At 39.4% G+C, this 18,351-nt stretch carries 18 protein-coding genes and 1 riboswitch; of the genes, 10 read left to right on the top strand and 8 right to left on the bottom strand.

Going from position 1 to position 18,351, the window contains the following annotated elements; genetic code table 11:
* The first annotated feature begins 10 nt into the window (after positions 1-10).
* The 5 genes from MHI22_RS04800 (at position 11) to panF (ending at position 4,091) form a co-directional block, all read left to right on the top strand.
* The gene (locus MHI22_RS04800) at positions 11-1,483 is read left to right on the top strand and encodes a class I adenylate-forming enzyme family protein (protein ID WP_340811168.1); all 1,473 of its coding nucleotides are present in this window, start codon (positions 11-13) and stop codon (positions 1,481-1,483) included.
* 48 nt (positions 1,484-1,531) lie between these two features.
* Positions 1,532-1,729 carry a hypothetical protein gene (locus MHI22_RS04795; RefSeq protein WP_271909954.1) on the top strand — a complete coding sequence of 66 codons (198 nt, stop codon included), beginning with the start codon at positions 1,532-1,534 and terminating at the stop codon, positions 1,727-1,729.
* A gap of 32 nt (positions 1,730-1,761) precedes the next feature.
* Positions 1,762-2,070 (top strand): short-chain dehydrogenase, encoded by a 309-nt coding sequence (locus tag MHI22_RS04790; RefSeq protein WP_340811166.1) that lies wholly within the window; start codon positions 1,762-1,764, stop codon positions 2,068-2,070.
* Between the two features lie 312 nt (positions 2,071-2,382).
* Positions 2,383-2,646, top strand: coding sequence for a YhdT family protein (locus MHI22_RS04785; protein WP_340811165.1), 264 nt, complete (start codon positions 2,383-2,385; stop codon positions 2,644-2,646).
* A complete protein-coding gene (gene panF, locus MHI22_RS04780) occupies positions 2,646-4,091 on the top strand; it encodes a sodium/pantothenate symporter (RefSeq protein WP_340811163.1) in 1,446 nt (481 codons plus the stop codon). Before MHI22_RS04785 ends, panF begins: the two co-directional genes overlap by 1 nt.
* A 42-nt stretch (positions 4,092-4,133) precedes the next feature.
* On the opposite strand, the gene MHI22_RS04775 is transcribed toward panF, so the two are convergent.
* Entirely contained in the window at positions 4,134-4,904 is a 771-nt protein-coding gene (locus MHI22_RS04775) for a TSUP family transporter (protein ID WP_036117587.1), read from the bottom strand.
* Positions 4,905-5,030: 126 nt separating this feature from the next.
* On the opposite strand from MHI22_RS04775, the gene MHI22_RS04770 reads away from it, so the two are divergent.
* Positions 5,031-5,813 carry a TrmB family transcriptional regulator gene (locus MHI22_RS04770; protein WP_089932801.1) on the top strand — a complete coding sequence of 261 codons (783 nt, stop codon included), beginning with the start codon at positions 5,031-5,033 and terminating at the stop codon, positions 5,811-5,813.
* Positions 5,814-5,834: 21 nt separating this feature from the next.
* Positions 5,835-6,221, top strand: coding sequence for a hypothetical protein (locus tag MHI22_RS04765; protein ID WP_340809051.1), 387 nt, complete (start codon positions 5,835-5,837; stop codon positions 6,219-6,221).
* Positions 6,222-6,273: 52 nt separating this feature from the next.
* Here the strand turns inward: MHI22_RS04765 and MHI22_RS04760 are convergent, their stop codons facing one another.
* On the bottom strand, positions 6,274-6,699 hold the full coding sequence (locus MHI22_RS04760; RefSeq protein WP_170829836.1) for a nucleotide excision repair endonuclease: 426 nt from the start codon (positions 6,697-6,699) through the stop codon (positions 6,274-6,276).
* Between the two features lie 149 nt (positions 6,700-6,848).
* Positions 6,849-6,959: riboswitch (SAM riboswitch) on the top strand.
* A 109-nt stretch (positions 6,960-7,068) separates the two neighbouring features.
* On the opposite strand from MHI22_RS04760, the gene metA reads away from it, so the two are divergent.
* Positions 7,069-8,004: a homoserine O-acetyltransferase MetA gene (metA, locus tag MHI22_RS04755; RefSeq protein ID WP_036117598.1), complete on the top strand. Its 936-nt coding sequence runs from the start codon at positions 7,069-7,071 to the stop codon at positions 8,002-8,004.
* A 40-nt stretch (positions 8,005-8,044) separates the two neighbouring features.
* Here the strand turns inward: metA and MHI22_RS04750 are convergent, their stop codons facing one another.
* From MHI22_RS04750 to plsY, 6 genes are all read right to left on the bottom strand, one after another.
* Positions 8,045-9,193 (bottom strand): GerAB/ArcD/ProY family transporter, encoded by a 1,149-nt coding sequence (locus MHI22_RS04750; RefSeq protein ID WP_036117599.1) that lies wholly within the window; start codon positions 9,191-9,193, stop codon positions 8,045-8,047.
* 30 nt (positions 9,194-9,223) lie between these two features.
* Positions 9,224-9,457, bottom strand: coding sequence for a hypothetical protein (locus MHI22_RS04745; protein WP_036117602.1), 234 nt, complete (start codon positions 9,455-9,457; stop codon positions 9,224-9,226).
* Between the two features lie 4 nt (positions 9,458-9,461).
* Positions 9,462-10,661, bottom strand: a complete 1,200-nt coding sequence (locus MHI22_RS04740; protein ID WP_340811160.1) for a Ger(x)C family spore germination protein — start codon at positions 10,659-10,661, stop codon at positions 9,462-9,464.
* A 25-nt stretch (positions 10,662-10,686) separates the two neighbouring features.
* The gene (locus tag MHI22_RS04735) at positions 10,687-12,228 is read right to left on the bottom strand and encodes a spore germination protein (RefSeq protein ID WP_340809049.1); all 1,542 of its coding nucleotides are present in this window, start codon (positions 12,226-12,228) and stop codon (positions 10,687-10,689) included.
* A gap of 152 nt (positions 12,229-12,380) precedes the next feature.
* The gene (locus MHI22_RS04730; RefSeq protein ID WP_036117611.1) at positions 12,381-12,671 is read right to left on the bottom strand and encodes a HesB/YadR/YfhF family protein; all 291 of its coding nucleotides are present in this window, start codon (positions 12,669-12,671) and stop codon (positions 12,381-12,383) included.
* A 19-nt stretch (positions 12,672-12,690) separates the two neighbouring features.
* A complete protein-coding gene (gene plsY / locus MHI22_RS04725; protein WP_036117616.1) occupies positions 12,691-13,293 on the bottom strand; it encodes a glycerol-3-phosphate 1-O-acyltransferase PlsY in 603 nt (200 codons plus the stop codon).
* A 559-nt stretch (positions 13,294-13,852) separates the two neighbouring features.
* Here plsY and parE point away from each other — a divergent pair.
* Positions 13,853-15,829: a DNA topoisomerase IV subunit B gene (parE, locus tag MHI22_RS04720; protein WP_036117619.1), complete on the top strand. Its 1,977-nt coding sequence runs from the start codon at positions 13,853-13,855 to the stop codon at positions 15,827-15,829.
* Positions 15,826-18,264 carry a DNA topoisomerase IV subunit A gene (gene parC / locus MHI22_RS04715; protein WP_089932810.1) on the top strand — a complete coding sequence of 813 codons (2,439 nt, stop codon included), beginning with the start codon at positions 15,826-15,828 and terminating at the stop codon, positions 18,262-18,264. Before parE ends, parC begins: the two co-directional genes overlap by 4 nt.
* Positions 18,265-18,351: the final 87 nt, after the last annotated feature.

Genomic DNA, 18,351 nt, shown 5'->3' with positions numbered 1-18,351 from the left:
GGGTGTCAAGATGTTTGTTGAGCAAGAATGGATTTTAAAACGTGCCGCCTTAACGCCTCATCACATCGCCTTGATTAATCTAGCGTCAGAGGAGCAATGGACCTATCAGCAATTATCAGAGGAAATCGGCAAATGGAGTCAATTTTTCGAGCGTCAGCAGCTAAAAAAAGGCAGTAGAGTCGCAGTTTTTGCGAGAAATCATATCCAACTTTTTGCTATTCTATTTGCCTGTGGGCTACGAGGGCTTATTTATGTGCCATTAAACTGGCGATTAAGTAGAGAGGAATTAACTCAAATTTTGGAGGATGCGACCCCTTCCATTCTCTTGTATGAAGAAGAGAGTCATTGTTCCTTGGTGGTAGAAAAAATGTTTCCACTTCATCTCATTAAGCACGAGAAGGCAACGCTACCAAGTAGGCAAGACGTGGACTTGAATGATCCATGGCTAATGATTTATACCGGAGGCACAACAGGTCGTCCAAAGGGTGTTGTGCTATCCTTTCAGTCGGTCAATTGGAACGCAATCAATACAATTATTAGCTGGGGTTTACAGGAGAAAGATCGGACATTAAATTATATGCCGATGTTTCATACAGGTGGCTTAAATGCTTTATGCATACCTCTTCTTATGGTGGGAGGAACCGTCATCATTGGCGATAAGTTTGAAGCGGAAGCCGCACTGCGGGCAACGAATCAATATCAAACGACGATTTCCCTTTTTGTCCCAACGATGTATCAAGCGATGATTGCTACGGAATACTTTCGAGAAAATCATTTCCCCTCGATGAACGTATTTTTATCTGGCGGTGCCCCATGCCCACATCCCATTTATGATGTCTTTCATAAAAAGGGGTTATTCTTTAAGGAGGGCTATGGCTTAACAGAGGCGGGACCTAATAATTTTTATATTGCGAGAGAAGATGCTTACGCGAAAAAAGGGGCTGTTGGGAAAAGCATGCAGTTTAATGAGGCGAAAATCATTAATCAAGCTGGGCAAAGCTGTGCACCTCGTGAAGTGGGCGAGCTGCTGGTAAGAGGTAAGCATATGTTCCGTTTTTATTGGAATAACAAGCAAGAAACCGCCAATATCCTACAAGACGGCTGGTTAAAAACAGGTGATTTGGCGATGATGGATGAGGATGGTGATTTTTATATCGTCGGTCGTAGAAAAGAGATGATTATCTCCGGTGGTGAAAATGTCTACCCTCAGGAAGTGGAGCAATGTATGCTGCAGCATCCAGACGTACAGGAGGTTGCCGTGATTGGGGTAGCAGACGATTATTGGGGTGAGATTGTAACCGCATTTATTGTTTGTTGTCATCAAGTAGCGACTATCTTAGATGAACTTAACGAACTATGTCATCAACAATTAGGACGTTATAAGATTCCGAAACAAATCATTTTTTTAGATCAACTACCAAAAACAAGTGTTGGTAAAATTGATAAAAAGGCATTGCATAGGCTAGTCGATTCCACCTGCTAAGTATGATGAGTCTCTCTTAAATAAGAATTAAAAGTGAGGAACAAATGAATGGCACACGCATTAGTTATTGGTGGGACAGGAATGTTAGCTGACACAACCCTTTGGTTAGTGAAGAACGGATATGACGTTTCGGTAATTGGACGTAATGCCAATCGAATGGAATGTTTCATAAGTAAATCATCAAATCCATCACGTGTCACACCAATTTTAGTTGATTATCTTGATATAGCCTTAAAGAGAAGCTAGAAGAAACGATAGCGCATAATGGACCCATTGAATTGGTCATTGCTTGGATTCACTCCTATGCTGAAACTGTATTAGAGAGCATAGCTAGTGAAATTTCAGGAATATGGAAGCTGTTTCATGTATTAGGCAGCAGCGCTAATCTAAATGAAATCAAAGATAAAATCCATCTACTTGATATCACTCACTATCGTCAAGTCCAGCTAGGTTTCATAATGGAAAACGGTCAGTCAAGATGGCTTACACATAAGGAAATTTCACAAGGAGTCATCGATGCTATTCAGCATGATCGATCTATCAATATCGTTGGCACGCTACAGCCTTGGGAACAACGCCCTTTATAAATAGGAAATAACCTTCGCCCAACTAGTGTGACGAAGGTTATTATTTTTTATCATCATAAACGATTGTGTTGAAAAGCATTTAGATGTCATATGGAATGTAAAATAATATCCCATATTTTTATACAAAAAAATGCATTGTTTTTGATTCAAATAGTGGCGTACTAAGCTTTTAGAAGAATGCATGTTCATCCACAGGCTCTTACTTTTGATTTCCTTAGACAGATTTTTCTTGTAAGCTTACCCTAATTTTTTCGCATCTCTTCCCATCAGACCAACATATCAGTAAAATAGAGAAGGTTAGGGGGATTGCATGTGAAAGATCAACGCTTTAAAATAGCGCATCGAGAGGCGCTTATTGGGATAGGACTAGTCCTTGTCAACTTTGCGATTTGGTTTGGCTTTGCCTATGGATTAGGCTCGGGAGACCCCAAAAATTATTCATATGTCTTTGGTTTCCCAGCTTGGTTTTTCTATAGCTGTATTGCAGGGACAGGCTTTATGATCCTACTCATCTGGATTGTAATGAAGCTCTTCTTCAAAGAGGTGCCATTTGATGATGAGGAGGTGGATCGCTAATGCATTGGCAAGTTGTATTTCCATTGCTATTATTTTTAATTATTATTTTCGGAATTGGTGTTTGGTCCAATAAGCATATTCGGTCCTCTAATTCATTCCTACAGGAGTATTTTCTTGGTGGTCGTGAAATGGGTGGTTTTATCCTGGCGATGACAATGATTGCTACATACGGCAGTGCGAGCAGCTTTATCGGAGGACCTGGCGTAGCCTATACGAAGGGGCTTGGCTGGGTGTTATTGGCAATGGCACAGCTGCCTGCAGGTTATTTTGTACTGATGATTTTAGGCAAGAAATTTGCTATTATCGCTCGTCGTTACCAAGCTATTACGTTAATCGATTTTTTACGAGAGCGCTACAAAAGCCATGTCATTGTCATTTTATCAGCCATTAGTATCATTGTTTTTCTATTTTCGGCTATGATGGCGCAATGGGTAGGTGGTGCACGCTTAATTGAGTCATTAACAGGCCTAAAATACACAACGGCACTATTTATTTTTGCGATTTCGGTGCTAGTGTATGTCATTATTGGTGGTTTCCGAGCTGTTGCTTTAACGGATACTGTGCAAGGTTCGATTATGGTCGTTGGCACAATTATTCTATTAATCGGCACTATTATTGCAGGTGGTGGCATCGATAATATTATGGACTCACTTGTCGCTGAAAATCCTAATTTTGTGTCACCATTTGGAGCGCAAGGAGATTTAACACCACTGTATGTTTCGACATTTTGGATTTTAATTGGTGTAGGGGTTGTAGGGCTTCCGCAAATTGCTGTCCGTGCCATGAGCTATAAGGATTCTAAAAGTATGCACTTAGCCATCATTATTGGCACGATTGCCATCGGGACAATCATGTTTGGCATGCATTTAATTGGCGTATTAGCACGACCTGTCTTACCTGACATTGAGATTGGTGATAAAGTAATGCCGCTTCTGACATTAAAGGTATTGCCACCATTTTTAGCGGGGATCGTCTTAGCTGCGCCAATGGCTGCTACCATGTCAACTGTCAATGCTCTGCTTATGCTGGTCAGCTCCACGGTTGTCAAAGACATTTATTTAAATTACATGAAGCCACAAGCTAGTGATGCAGAGATTAAACGTGCAAGCTTTGTTGTGACAACGGTTATTGGCTTAGCTGTTATTATCTTTGCGCTCAACCCACCCGATTTATTAGTGTGGTTGAATTTATTTGCTTTTGGTGGGCTAGAGGCTGTCTTTATCTGGACAGTAGTTTTAGGATTGTATTGGAAAAAAGCCAATAAATACGGTGCGATTGCGTCCATGATTACAGGCATGTCCTTGTATATTATCATTGATCGCTTTTATCCTTCCGTCTTTGGTATGCACACGGTTACGATTCCCATTGTTGCATCCTTCATTATTTTTATTCTCGTTAGCTTAGCCACAAGTCATAAATTCAAAAATGAGCAACTTATGATTTAAATCAAAGAACGCCGCAGATACAAGTCTGTGGCGTTTTTGTGTTTAATGAATCATAAAATCATAGGCATTTTTCGCAAGCAATGTCACTGTCACTACGATAAAAAGCATACGAACAAAACCGCTTCCTTTTTTGATCGCCATTCGGGAGCCGAGCATAGCGCCACCAATTTGAGCAATGCCCATCACGAAGCCATAAACAAAATGGATTTGACCTAAGTAGGCGAACATACAAAGGCCTGCCACGTTACTTGCCAAATTTAAAAACTTTGCATTTCCTGCCGCCTTTAAAAAATCAAAGCCTATCAACAAGAAGCTAAAGATTAAAAAAGAGCCTGTACCAGGTCCAAGAAACCCATCATAAAAACCAATGCCAAATAATAATCCCATAAATAATAGTAAGTGGGTTCTAGAGAGAGTTTTTACGCTAGAGACAGCGCCCCAATCCTTTTTGAAAATTGTATAAACCGCAACGGCTGCCAGCATCACGAGCATTAATGGCTTTAGTAATGCTGGATTGATTAAATGCACGGTCCATGCACCAAATAAGGAGCCGACAAAGGCAAGCGGGAAATATTTGAGAACGGATCGTATTTCAAGCTGACCAGAACGATAAAAGGAAATGGAAGATGTCAGTGAGCCCATTGTCCCGGCAAGTTTATTGGTTGCAACAGCAGCTGCTGGATTGAGACCAGCAAACAATAAAGCTGGCAATGAAATTAAACCGCCCCCTCCCACTACAGAGTCGACAAAAGCCGCCAGAAATCCAAATGAAATTAACAGGATAAGAATATGTACATCGACTTCAAAAAACATAATACACCTCTTTAAAATTAGTTACTACTGAAATAGTAACTAATTTTAATTACGCTGTAAACCCTCATTTTTTCATTGGCAAATCTTCACAACAGTAGCCTATAATAAAGATAATGGAGGGATTACATGGAGGAATTAATCGCCCAGTTGAAAGACATGGGCTTTACAGAATATGAAGCAAAGGCCTATACGGCACTTGTGCAGCAAAGTCATGTTAGTGCCTATCAGGTCAGTAAAAATTCTGGTATACCACGCGCAAGAATTTATGATATTTTAAACGTCCTTGTAGAAAAGGGAATTGTGCTAAAAGAAGAAACGGCTGAACAAACGACCTATGCGGCTATGCCTGTGTCTGTGTTTTTACAGCAAATGCAGCAGCGCTGGCAATCGAATTTTACATCCATGAGTACGAAATTAGAAAAATTAGAGGAAAAAGTGCAGGAAGTGGAGCCAAAAGTAGTCATGCTAAAGGGCAAGGAGGCGATCATCAACTATTGCCAGTCACTTTTAAAAAAAGCCAAGAAAAAAGTGATTCTATCGATGTGGGAAGATATGTATGATACTTTAAGGGGAGATATTCAAGAAGTGGCACAGCATGTTCCTATTCATGGTATTACCCTATATGTAGGGGAACAGCTAGAGTCGATTGACCAGCATAGAGCTACACACTACACGAAAAAAACGTCTACACCACATTGGTTTATTTTATCGGTAGATGGTCAGGAAATGATTTATGGTCACTCTCCATCTACGCAAGAAATGGCCTTTATCACCAATGACCCTGTCCATATTTATTTGTTAGAGGATTATGTTTGGCATGACGTCCTTATCAATCGATTGGTAAAACGTGATGATCAGGAATTAGAAGACTGGATTGCTAAGGAGCGTAAAGCTTTTTTCTTAGAATAGTCATAAGGGAAGGGGAGTAACGTGAAAAAATTCGTGTTGCTAGGTTTAATGAGCTTATTAATGTTAGGAGCATGTAACGCTAAAACGCCTACCAAACTACTAATGATTCATGAGCTAACTGTCGTTCCAGACAATATTCAACAAAAAATTGAGGCTAATGATAAGATTCAATTATTGTATGAAGATGACTCTACGTATTATCTTGTTTATTATTCGAAAGGGAATGTGCTGGCAAGTATTGCGGCTGAAGAAAATAGTCAAGTCATCCAACTGAAAGAAGGTAGCGAGCAACGAAAAGTGGCTCAACCCTATGTATATAAAATCATCACCAAAGATCCTGAGCTAGACACGATTGATTTGCGAATAAACGGCGAGAGTACGCCAATAGATCGCGTAACCTCTATATAAGACAAAAACCGAAATCCCATTAAATGAGATTTCGGTTTCTTTACAAGATATCTTAATAAAAGACTTTCTCTACATTGTATTTGGAGCGGAAAGTGTTAATCGCATATGTTTCGTAAATTTCACGTTCCATTGGATCTTCTACTTCATAGACCTCAATTTTGAACACTTCATCACGATGATTTTTCATCGGAGATACATTGTCCTCGAAATGCTTTTTAATACGTTGACGAATTTTACGTGCTTTGCCGACAAATAATAGCTCATTCTTGTCATTATAGAATAAAAAAATGCCGCCTTTATCACGTGTGATTTTATGGAAGTCAATAAAACCAAAGTATGGTGTGATAGGCACATCACCAGGTTTTACTTCTTGTTCACGTTGACGGATGACTACATCAGGTTTTGGAAATTCAATTTTAATCAAAGTATTCACGTTCCTCTCTGTTACTAAAGTTATATGGTAACATAAATACGGCATGTTTACCATAAATTTTAAATGTAGAAACACTACTTATAGCAAGCTTAGTGTACATCAAATAAACGAGGAACATGCATTTGAATCACAAAATATTCTATGAATTATTGATATTCTAACTAATTCATGCTACAATTCGATGTAATTAAATAATCTTATCAAGAGAAGCTGAGGGATTTGGCCCGATGACGCTTCAGCAACCTCTAACAATTGTTAGAAAGGTGCTAATTCCAGCGAAGGATTTTTCCTTTGAGAGATAAGAGTGGACGTGAAAAAATCCTTCTCATTCTATCTCGTATGGAATGAGGAGGATTTTTTAATTTGTCAGCAAGGTTTGCTAAAAGAGAGTGATCAAAGAGAGGGGAACGCAAGATGCCAATTAATATTCCGAAAAATTTACCAGCTGGAGAACATTTACGTGAGGAAAAAATCTTCGTCATGGAAGAGGACCGTGCGAAAACACAGCAAATTCGTCCGTTAAACATATTAATATTGAATTTAATGCCTGAAAAAGAAAAAACGGAGCTTCAATTACTACGTTTATTAGGGAATACACCGCTACAGGTAAATATCACCTTTTTAAATACGGCCACACATGAGTCGAAAAACGTCAGTAAATCACATTTACAGCTATTTTACACAACGTTCAACCAAATTCGTCACCGTCGCTATGACGGGATGATTATTACGGGAGCACCTGTAGAAAAAATGGCCTTTGAAGAAGTTAACTATTGGCGGGAAATTTCAGAAATTATGGACTGGTCCAAAAAGAATGTGACATCCGTTTTACATATCTGTTGGGGGGCACAGGCGGCACTGTATCATCATTATGGGATAGGAAAGGTAGAACTTTCAGCTAAATGCTCAGGTGTCTATTCCCATGTAATCACCGATTTAACAGTGGATTTAGTACGTGGCTTCAGTGATTTATTTACCGCTCCACATTCACGCTATACTTCTGTTTCGATCGACGAGGTTCGCAATCATCCAGACTTACGATTATTATCCTATTCAGAGGATGCAGGTGTGTTCATCGTCCAATCAAAAGATAATAAAAACATTATGATTACAGGGCATCTGGAGTATGATGCGACAACATTAGCCGATGAATATAGCCGGGATGTCGCAAAGGGCATAGATATCGCTGTTCCTGTGAATTACTTCCCGAATGATGATCCATCACAGGAGCCAATGAATACATGGCGTGCCCATACGCATTTATTATTCTCTAACTGGTTGAACTACTATGTTTACCAAGAAACACCATACGAATGGGATTTTGTAGATGAAATTGAATATCATATTTAATTAATAAAAAGTCTAATTTCTTTTCTCACCATAAAAGAAATTAGACTTTTTGATTGTCATTCGTTGTTTCTGTATTAGGCGTTTCGGTACTTTGAGCTTTGGTTTTGCGATTTCGTATAACTGCGACAATCAATAAAAGGATCGGTAATAAAATGGTGATTATAAAAGAAAAGATTGGCCAAATTTCATTATTGTAATTGGTTGAATGTACAATGTCTGGATGAATAATTTGAGAAAGCCCAATGACAATTAGACCCATCGGTAATATGAGAGGGCGATGATCCTTGATTTTTAAAATTTGCGCAAGACCGACAACAGTCGTATAGAAATACATAAATGTGCGAATATAAATAGATGAAATCCACATAAAGGCCATGATGATTTCAATGCGCTGCAAAAAATTCCCTATCGATATTCTTTGCGCTAAGGCATAGCTAGGAAATGTTCTAGATGACGTATTCTCAGGTCCTAAAACAAGAATCGATAGCACAATCAACGTAATTAAGACGATGCCACCGAGGATTGTCCCAAAATATAACCCTTTCTGTGCAGATGGCTGTACATTGACACCAGCAGGATACAGTATTAATAACACCAGTAGTGGAAAGGAAAAGATACTCATAAAGCGTGCAATACTATAAAGCATAGATGTTTTGGTTGCTTCTAATAAGGGTTGAATGTTCTCAAAAGTAATTTGAGGCGTAATACAAACCATAAAAAAAATAAAAATAAATACAAATGCTGGAAAAATAATTTCTGCTGAACGGGCAAAGGTCTCAATGCCTAAATAAGCAGCGTACATAATGATAATACTAAACATCAAGGCAAATGCTAATGTCGGAGTCTCCGGCATGACTTCGGTTTTCATAAAAATACCGATAAAATAGAGTAATTCTCCAGCAGATAGAAAGGTTAAGATTAGGAAACAACTGGCTGTGATTTTTCCAAAAAAACGACCAAGAATTTTTTCATTTGCCTCTACAAAATTAAGTGACGGTGTTTGGTTGGCTAGTGTTAAAAATAATTTAACGGCCAGCAGGCTAAGGACAACTCCAATGCAGGCGGCAATCCATGCATCTTGCTTAGCGGCACCCGTAATACTAGAAGGGATAATTAAAATTGCCGTTCCGATAGAATAGAGGAATGTAATGATTGTAAATTGTCTTGAACTAATAATCTCTTTTTCCATCGAGCAACCCTCCATTTTTTATCCTTCTATCTATTTTGTTAATGACACAATATAATCTTTAATTGGTGTAAAGATAAAGGTAATCAAATCCAATGGGCTGGGAATATGGATTTTTAGCGCATTTCCCATATTCAAAGCCGTTCCGATGAGAAGCAAAATAGAAAATACGACAATGGTTTTTGAATCATGCTGCTTTTTTAGCTTTGGTATAAAAATAAGTGCTAGGATCATTGAAATGATAAAGATGGCTACAGCTAGCACCATTTCGTTACTCCTCCTTTGGCTTGTTTAATAATGAATTTTGCATCGTACCTAAACCTTGTGTCGTTACTTTCACTTGCACATCTACCGCCAAATCTGGAAAGATGGAAGCCCACTCATCCTTAATTTTTTTCCACTGTTTTGGATCTGCACGATGTAAGGCATCACCGAAACCAAACACATCAACCTCATATTGCTGTTGTATTTTCTCCAATGTTTTTTGAATTCGTTCATCAATGCCCTTAGCTGTTTTTTTATTGACATAATCAATGGATTTATTTTTTGTAAGATCGATATCACATTCGACCTCTCCTATGTTCTGCTCAACATTAATACGGACATCAATTTTCGGCATTCCGTTATCAAAAGACCCTTTCACTTTTGTTGTGGATTGAGTGATTTCAGATGATAGAGTTCCTTTCTTTGGGCAGGCTATGATTTCGATCGTACTCTGTATTTTATCATTCAGGAAACTAACGCTTTTACTTTCTCCCTCAGTCAATAGTCCAATATATTTATCCCCTTTAAAGACCGCTAATCCTGCATACTGCAACAGCACAGGCGTTTTAACTCGTTGCACATTTGTTTGATCTACACCTAATTTCTTATCACCATGTACTTCAATAGCAGTAATTAATGCCCCTTTATGCTTAGTCGTTAATGTATTGACTAACTCATCTATATTGACAGCTATTGTGGCGCCCCAAGCTTTTTCAGAGACATCAAGGGAATTTAACATTTTATTAGCGGGTATCTTTTCAATGGGTGTTAGTACATTTAACACTTCCTTCGCTGTCGCTTCATGAGACATAATGACATCGAAATCCTTACGAAATTCATGGTCCCTTACAATTAAATCAAGTGAATCACTAATTCCTTCTTTTGCTAGATCTTCCCCTAAAACAACCACTTGAAGATGGGCAAAATACGGTTTTCGGGCAGCGTTGGTTGTCATTTTTCGAATTGCCTCAAAGATGGTCTCGCCTCTCGAATGATAGCTAACGACAGGAGAGCGTTGCGTGGAAGCCTGTCGCATCGAAATTTCACTTGGATCAACAATTTGAACGGTAATCTCATATTCTTCGTCTATTTTGTCAATACCCAGTGCTACGACAATGGCTAATTCATTTAATTCACGCTTACTCCAGCAGCCACTTAACAGTAAAGTGAGGATACATAGTAAGCAAATCACTTTTATTTTTGCCATATTCCATTCCTCATTTATCCAGTAGTTATTTCCTGCCCTTTACATTGACATATTTATGTCCTCTAACAATATTTTTTTGATTAACTAAACGAGGTCGTGTTAGTAACTTTCTACGAGGGAACAAAAGAAAGGCATCCTTTTGATCCTTTAAAACTAACGGTGCAAATGGACTTAAATAAGGTACACCAAATGAACGAATGCTGCATAAATGGAGAATAATGACCATAATACCGAACATAACACCAAATAAACCAAACATAGCAGCTAAAATCATTAATGGGAAACGTAACACACGAATCGTATTCGACAAACCGTAGGCAGGGAAAAGAAAACTACAAATTGCTGTTAAAGCTACAATAATGACCATTACAGCAGATACCACACCCGCATCAACTGCCGCCTGACCAATAACTAAAGTACCGACTATAGACACCGCTGGGCCGATTGTTCTAGGCATACGAAGCCCAGCCTCCCTTAATACCTCAAAGGCAATCTCCATAATGAGTGCCTCCACAACTGCGGGGAAGGGAACGCCTTCTCTTTGTGAAGCAATACTAATCAACATTGGTGTTGGCAGCATTTCCTGGTGAAAGGTAGTTATAGCCACATATAAGGATGGCGCGACTAATGCCAGACCGATGCCAAAAAAGCGAAGTATGCGTACAAGTGAGCTAATCATCCAATGCTGATAATAATCCTCCGCTGATTGCAAAAAGGATGTAAATAACGCTGGTACTACTAAGACAAAGGGAGTACCATCAACTAGAATCGCCACTTTGCCATCTAATAATTCACCAGCGATAACATCTGGACGTTCTGAATTGTAAACTGTTGGAAACATAGAGTTTTTAGAGTCTTGAATAAAATCCTCTATATAGCCACTTTCCAGTATGCCATCGATATTAATGCGGTCTAATCGGGCTAATACCTCTGCGACGATTTTGTCACTGGCAATGCCATTTATATACATAACAGCTACATCTGTTTGTGTCACATCACCGATAACTCGTGACTTTATCCAGAGATTCGGGCTTTTTATTTTGCGACGGATGAGTGCGGTATTGGTACGTATGGTTTCGGTAAAGGACTCCCGAGGACCTCGAATAACAGATTCAGTCGATGGCTCTGTAACGGCTCGATCCTTAGCACTTCTGGTACTTGTCACAATCCCTTCTGCAAACCCATCTAATAAAATAACCGTTTCCCCATTGAGAATGGCATTGTAGAGTGTTGTGAAATGCTCGATATTCGACACATCCCCAACTGTTAAATAGGAGTTTCGTACATATTGATTAATGGTCGTTATTTCAATGTCTTGTTCTTCCTCGATATTTGCCATAAGCTTATCAATAACAGAATCGGAGATTGTCGTTTTATCTGACAAGCCATCGATCGAAATGATAGCGATGTTATGAGGGGCAGATTCACCAATTGTAATTTCACGTATGATGATGTCATTACTGTGACCAAGCGCCTGTTCAATGATTTTTTTATTTTTAGCTAGGGATGTATACAACAAATCGTTTGTATGGGATGGGGAGGTATCGATATTGTTAGACATAGACATGTGTTTTCCTCCTCAAATATACGCTCATTATTTATAGAGTGGACAATTTTTTGGAGAGATAAACGAGGTGAGGGTGAAAATCTAACTATTGGCATGATGGAGCCAAATAAAAAAACAGTCTATCCTTTCATGGACTGAAAGGATAGACTGTTTTATGTACGATAGTCATATTGCAATTCATCATTACTAGCATCAACGTCAACATGTAAGTTGTGATCGTTAAAGAACCAGAGATCTTTCTCATCAATGTAATAGGTTACATCATCAACCACTGTCTGTACGCCTATAGCAATAGGTTCTTCACGAGTCATGCCAAGTGAAAAACCTTCATGAAAAGGACTAGAGCCACCATAGCGTGCATAAAAACGAATCGTATCACCTGGTTCTACTTCCATTTCGTGTTTGAACCACTGGAGTGCTTCATCTGTCAATGCAATGTTCATTTCGAATGCTCCTCTCTTCCTAAAGCCATTTTACCTTTGGCTCAGTGCCGTTTTTAATACGTGTAATATTGGCACGGTGACGATAAATAATAAAGGTAAATAAAAAGGCTACCAAGATGCCTAATGCAAAGTCACCCGTAACAAAATAATAAACGATTGCATAGATAAGTGCTACTAAAGCGGCTATCATCGATGTTAGGCTGACGATCTTTGTGATTTTTAATGTCACAATAAAGGTAATAAATAATAGGACAAAGAGTGGCCACGAATAGCCTAATAAAACACCTGCGGATGTTGCCACTGCTTTTCCACCACGGAAATTGGCGAAGATCGGAAACATATGACCGATTACGGCAACAAGACCAAGTAATAAGGGATGCAGTGTGCTGTCAGAGAAAACGGGAAGTGCTACTAATAAAACCGCAGCTGTTCCTTTGAGCACATCCATTACGGTTACAACAATACCTGCTTTTTTCCCTAATGTTCGGAATGTGTTGGTTGCACCAAGATTACCGCTCCCGTGTTCACGAATATCGGTATTATAAAAAATTTTACCTATCCATAATCCAGAAGGTATAGAGCCGATTAGATAAGCACATAAAATAATAAGTCCATTGATCATAGCTGGACTCCTTTCATTCATAGTCCATCACTTGGTACTAATAGTTTGTAACAAGTATTTTACACTTTTTCTTGCTAATCTACAATGTTATGAAGGAGATTTCATTAGGAGCCTTGAATTCAATACAAAAGAAAACCTATTAATAAGGGGTAGGCTTTCAGACATGAGATTCTAGAAAGTGAAAAAAAGCCTTTATAAAAATATAGGCAAAAAGGCAATTTTGTCAATCCTTCATTCCTTTGGTAGAATAGAAGTCTAACTTTATCCAGTTTAACCGTAATAAACATTGTAGCGTTTACACTGAACTAGATTCTATGTATGCTGAAACTAAATCGGCTACTACGCGTCAAACGTTTATGGATACTAGTAGCAGTCTGCCCTGCTTAAATACCAATTTTAAGCAACTGTTGCAGATGTTTACTATTGATAAAGATGATCAAAACTGTGAGCAAATTTTAAAAATTTAATGGACCTGTCGCTAGCTATTGACAGGAAATGCTATTATTATTAGGATGAGAACATAAATAGAACATGCGTTTGTTTTTTGGAGGGGAATTTTTTGACGAATAAACAGTCAACTAGCGTTTATAATGATGACGCTATACAAGTATTAGAAGGATTAGAAGCGGTACGCAAACGACCTGGCATGTATATCGGTTCAACGGATGGCCGTGGACTTCATCACCTTGTGTATGAAATCGTAGATAATGCGGTGGATGAAGCACTGGCCGGCTTTGGATCTCATATTATTGTCACAATTCATAAGGATCAAAGTATGAGTGTGCGCGACTTTGGCCGTGGGATGCCAACAGGTATGCATAAAATGGGTAAACCTACCCCTGAAATTATTTTTACGGTGCTACACGCAGGTGGTAAATTTGGACAAGGTGGTTATAAAACAAGTGGTGGCTTGCATGGTGTAGGTTCCTCTGTAGTTAATGCACTATCAACATTTTTAGAGGTGACGATTCATCGTGATGGTAAAAAGTATCGTCAGCGCTTCGAGCATGGTGGACATCCTGTCACAACACTTGAAGAAATTGGGCAAACGAAGCAAACAGGTACACTTGTTCATTTCCTACCAGACGAAACGATTTTTTCTGTCACAAAATTCAATTATGATACGTTAGCAGAACGTTTACGTGAATCAGCCTTTTTATTAAAGGGCTTAAAAATTGAATTAATCGATGAGCGCGAGGAAGGCAAACAAGATGTATTCTTTTATGAGAATGGCATTGAAGCTTTCGTTGCGTATTTGAATGAAGAAAAGGATGTTCTTCATCCTGTGAAATATGTAGAAGGCATACAAGATGATATTGAAGTAGAATTCGCTTTCCAATATAACGATGGTTATTCAGAAACGATTTTGTCATTCGTTAATAATGTACGTACTCGTGATGGCGGCACACATGAAACGGGTGCAAAAGCGGCATTGACGCGTGTATTTAATGAATATGCAAGAAAAATCGGCTTGCTAAAGGACAAAGATAAAAACCTTGAAGGGACAGATATTCGTGAGGGTTTAGCAGCAATCGTGTCTGTTCGTATTCCAGAGCATTTATTACAATTTGAAGGACAAACCAAGGGCAAGCTTGGTACAAGTGAGGCTCGTTCAGCCGTAGATAGCGTAGTGTCAGAGCAAATTTTGTATGTGCTAGAGGAAAATGCAGAGTTATCGGCTTCTCTTGTACGTAAAGCAATCCGTGCGCAACAAGTAAGAGAAGCGGCTCGTAAAGCGCGTGAGGACGCTCGGAATGGCAAGAAAAGCAAAAAAGGTAGTACGATTCTATCAGGCAAATTAACACCAGCTCAGTCTCGCAATGCGGCCAAGAATGAGTTGTATTTAGTTGAGGGTGATTCTGCAGGTGGTTCTGCCAAACAAGGTCGTGATCGTACATTCCAAGCGATTTTGCCTTTGCGCGGTAAGGTCATCAACACAGAAAAAGCCAAGCTACAGGACATTATGAAAAACGAAGAAATTTCAACAATTATCCATGCGATTGGAGCAGGTGTTGGCACGGATTTTGCTGTGGAGGATTCAGCCTACGATAAAGTAGTGATTATGACCGATGCGGATACGGACGGGGCACATATTCAAGTCTTGCTCTTAACGTTCTTCTATCGTTATATGCGTCCACTCATTGAAGGAGGCAAAGTCTATATCGCTTTACCACCACTTTATAAGGTATCAAAAGGTACTGGTAAAAAAGAAGTGATTGAATATGCTTGGACAGAAAACGATTTACAAAAGGCCATCCAGAAAGTTGGAAAGGGTTACATATTGCAGCGCTATAAAGGTCTTGGTGAGATGAATGCTGACCAGCTATGGGATACGACAATGAACCCTGAGACACGGACATTAATTCGTGTCACAATCGAGGATGGTGCACGTGCAGAGAGACGTGTCACGACGTTAATGGGTGATAAAGTAGAACCGCGTCGTAAATGGATCGAAGCCAATGTTGACTTCGGTATGGAGGATGATTCAAATATTTTAGAAAATGAATTCATCCAACAAGAGGAGGACCAAGCATGAGTAGTACAGAAAAGTTTCAAGATTTACCGCTAGAAGAAGTGATGGGTGATCGTTTTGGTCGCTATAGTAAATATATTATTCAAGACCGCGCGTTGCCTGATGCACGTGACGGTCTTAAACCAGTACAGCGTCGTATTTTATATGCAATGTTTACAGAAGGCAATACACAGGATAAACCGTTTCGAAAATCCGCAAAAACTGTCGGGAACGTAATCGGTAATTACCATCCGCACGGTGATAGCTCTGTTTATGAAGCAATGGTACGTATGAGTCAGGACTGGAAGGCACGTCATATGCTTATTGAGATGCATGGTAACAATGGTTCGGTTGATGGTGATCCTCCAGCTGCGATGCGTTATACAGAGGCGAGACTGTCTGCTATTGCTGGTGAAATGCTACGAGATATTGGCAAGAAAACGGTCGAGTTTGTACCAAACTTTGATGATCAAGATATGGAGCCGACTGTTTTACCTGCACGTTTTCCAAACTTACTAGTCAATGGCTCTACAGGGATTTCGGCTGGCTATGCGACAGATATTCCCCCGCATGCGCTAGATGAAGTGCTAGATGCTGTGTTAATGCGCTTAGACAAGCCGAACGTGACAGTAGATGAATTGATGACTGTGATTAAAGGGCCGGATTTCCCGACAGGTGGGATTATCCAAGGGGTAGATGGCATCAAAAAGGCTTATGAAACAGGTCGAGGTAAAATCATTGTCCGTGCGCAAGCCGTAGTAGAACCGATCAAGGGTGGCAAAGAGCAAATTGTCATCACGGAATTACCATATGATGTGAATAAAGCGAATCTTGTGAAAAAAATTGATGAGCAACGTGTAGATAAACGTTTAGAGGGTATTGCGGAAATCCGAGATGAATCAGACCGTACAGGCTTACGTGTTGTAATTGAGCTGAAAAAGGATGTTCCGGGAAAAGGAATCTTACAATACCTATTTAAAACAACAGATTTACAGGTAGCTTATAATTTTAATATGATTGCTATTCATAATCGTCGTCCAACGATGATGACATTGCCATTATTGCTAGATGCCTATATTGCGCATCAAAAAGAAGTGGTGACGAACCGTTCGATTTATGATTTACAAAAGGCAAAGGATCGTTCTCATATTGTAGAAGGGTTAATTAAAGCACTCTCCATTTTAGATGAAGTGATTGCGACAATCCGTTCTTCTAACGATAAGAAGGATGCGAAGCTTAATTTACAAGCGAAGTTTGATTTTACAGAGGTACAAGCCGAGGCGATCGTTAGCTTACAATTATATCGTTTAACGAATACAGACATTACAGAGCTTCGTCAAGAGCAAGACGAGTTAAATAAGTTGATTGCGAAGCTAGAAGGAATTTTACAAAGTGAAGCCAAGCTTGTACGTGTCATTAAACAAGAGTTACTAGAGATTAAGAAACGCTTCACAGAGCCACGTCGCTCGAAAATTGAGCAGGAAATAGAAGAAATTAAAATTACGCTAGATGTCCTTGTGCCAAGTGAAGAGGTTGTGGTGACGGTGACAAAGGATGGCTATATTAAACGTACATCCACACGTTCACATGCCGCTTCCAATGGTCAGGATTTTGCGATGAAGGATTCGGATTACTTATTGTATGAAGCAACCTTAAATACACAGCATCATCTGTTACTGTTCACAAATCGAGGCAATTATATTTACCAGCCTGTTCATGAGCTACCTGATATTCGCTGGAAGGATCTTGGACAGCATATTTCAAGTATTGTGCCAACAGGGGAAGATGAGTCTATTATTGCAGTGTATGGCTTTGAAACATTCGAGCAGCCAAATACGTATATTTTAACAGCTACAAAAGATGGTCAAATTAAACGCTCCCCACTGGCAGATTATGCGGTGACGCGTTATTCGAAGCCAATAAAAACAATGAATGTTAAAGCGGGCGATGCGATGATCTATGCATCGTTTGTGACAGATGATGTGGAACTGATGTTAACAACGGATACAGCCTATGCGATTCGTTTCCCACTGGAAGAATTACCAGTTACAGGGGTGAAAACAGGCGGTGTCAAAGGCATCACGCTAAAGGATGGAGAAGCCTTAGTCGGTGTCAATGTGCTACAGCCTGATGCTACACAATATGTGGTAATCGTCACACAGCGTGGAGCCGTGAAGAAAATGAATGTTGCAGAAGTTGAAGTGGCAAGTCGTGCAAAACGTGGTCTAAAAGTATTAACAGAATTAAAAGCAAATCCTCACCGTATTGTGGCAGTTATTCAAGCAACGAATGAGGAGCAAATAGTGATTGAAACGGAAAAAGGTGTACAAGAGCTCATTGATGTCCAAACATTGACGCGTGCTGATCGCCATTCCAACGGTTCGTTTAAAGTGGATATTGCAACAGATGGGGCCATTTCCCATGTTTTAACGGCTAAAAAAGAACAGAAACTAAGCTAATGATAAGCCCAGTCTCTTAGGAGTGCTGGGTTTTTTTACGAGAGCAGTCGTTAGTCAAAAATAGCATCTTGTCATTTTAGCGTAACT

It is taken from the genome of Lysinibacillus sp. FSL L8-0312 (assembly GCF_038003285.1).
GTDB classification, from domain to species: Bacteria; Bacillota; Bacilli; order Bacillales_A; family Planococcaceae; genus Lysinibacillus; species Lysinibacillus fusiformis_D.
The sequence above is the reverse complement of the archived record's forward strand: the minus strand, read 5'-3'. Positions and strand labels throughout refer to the sequence as shown.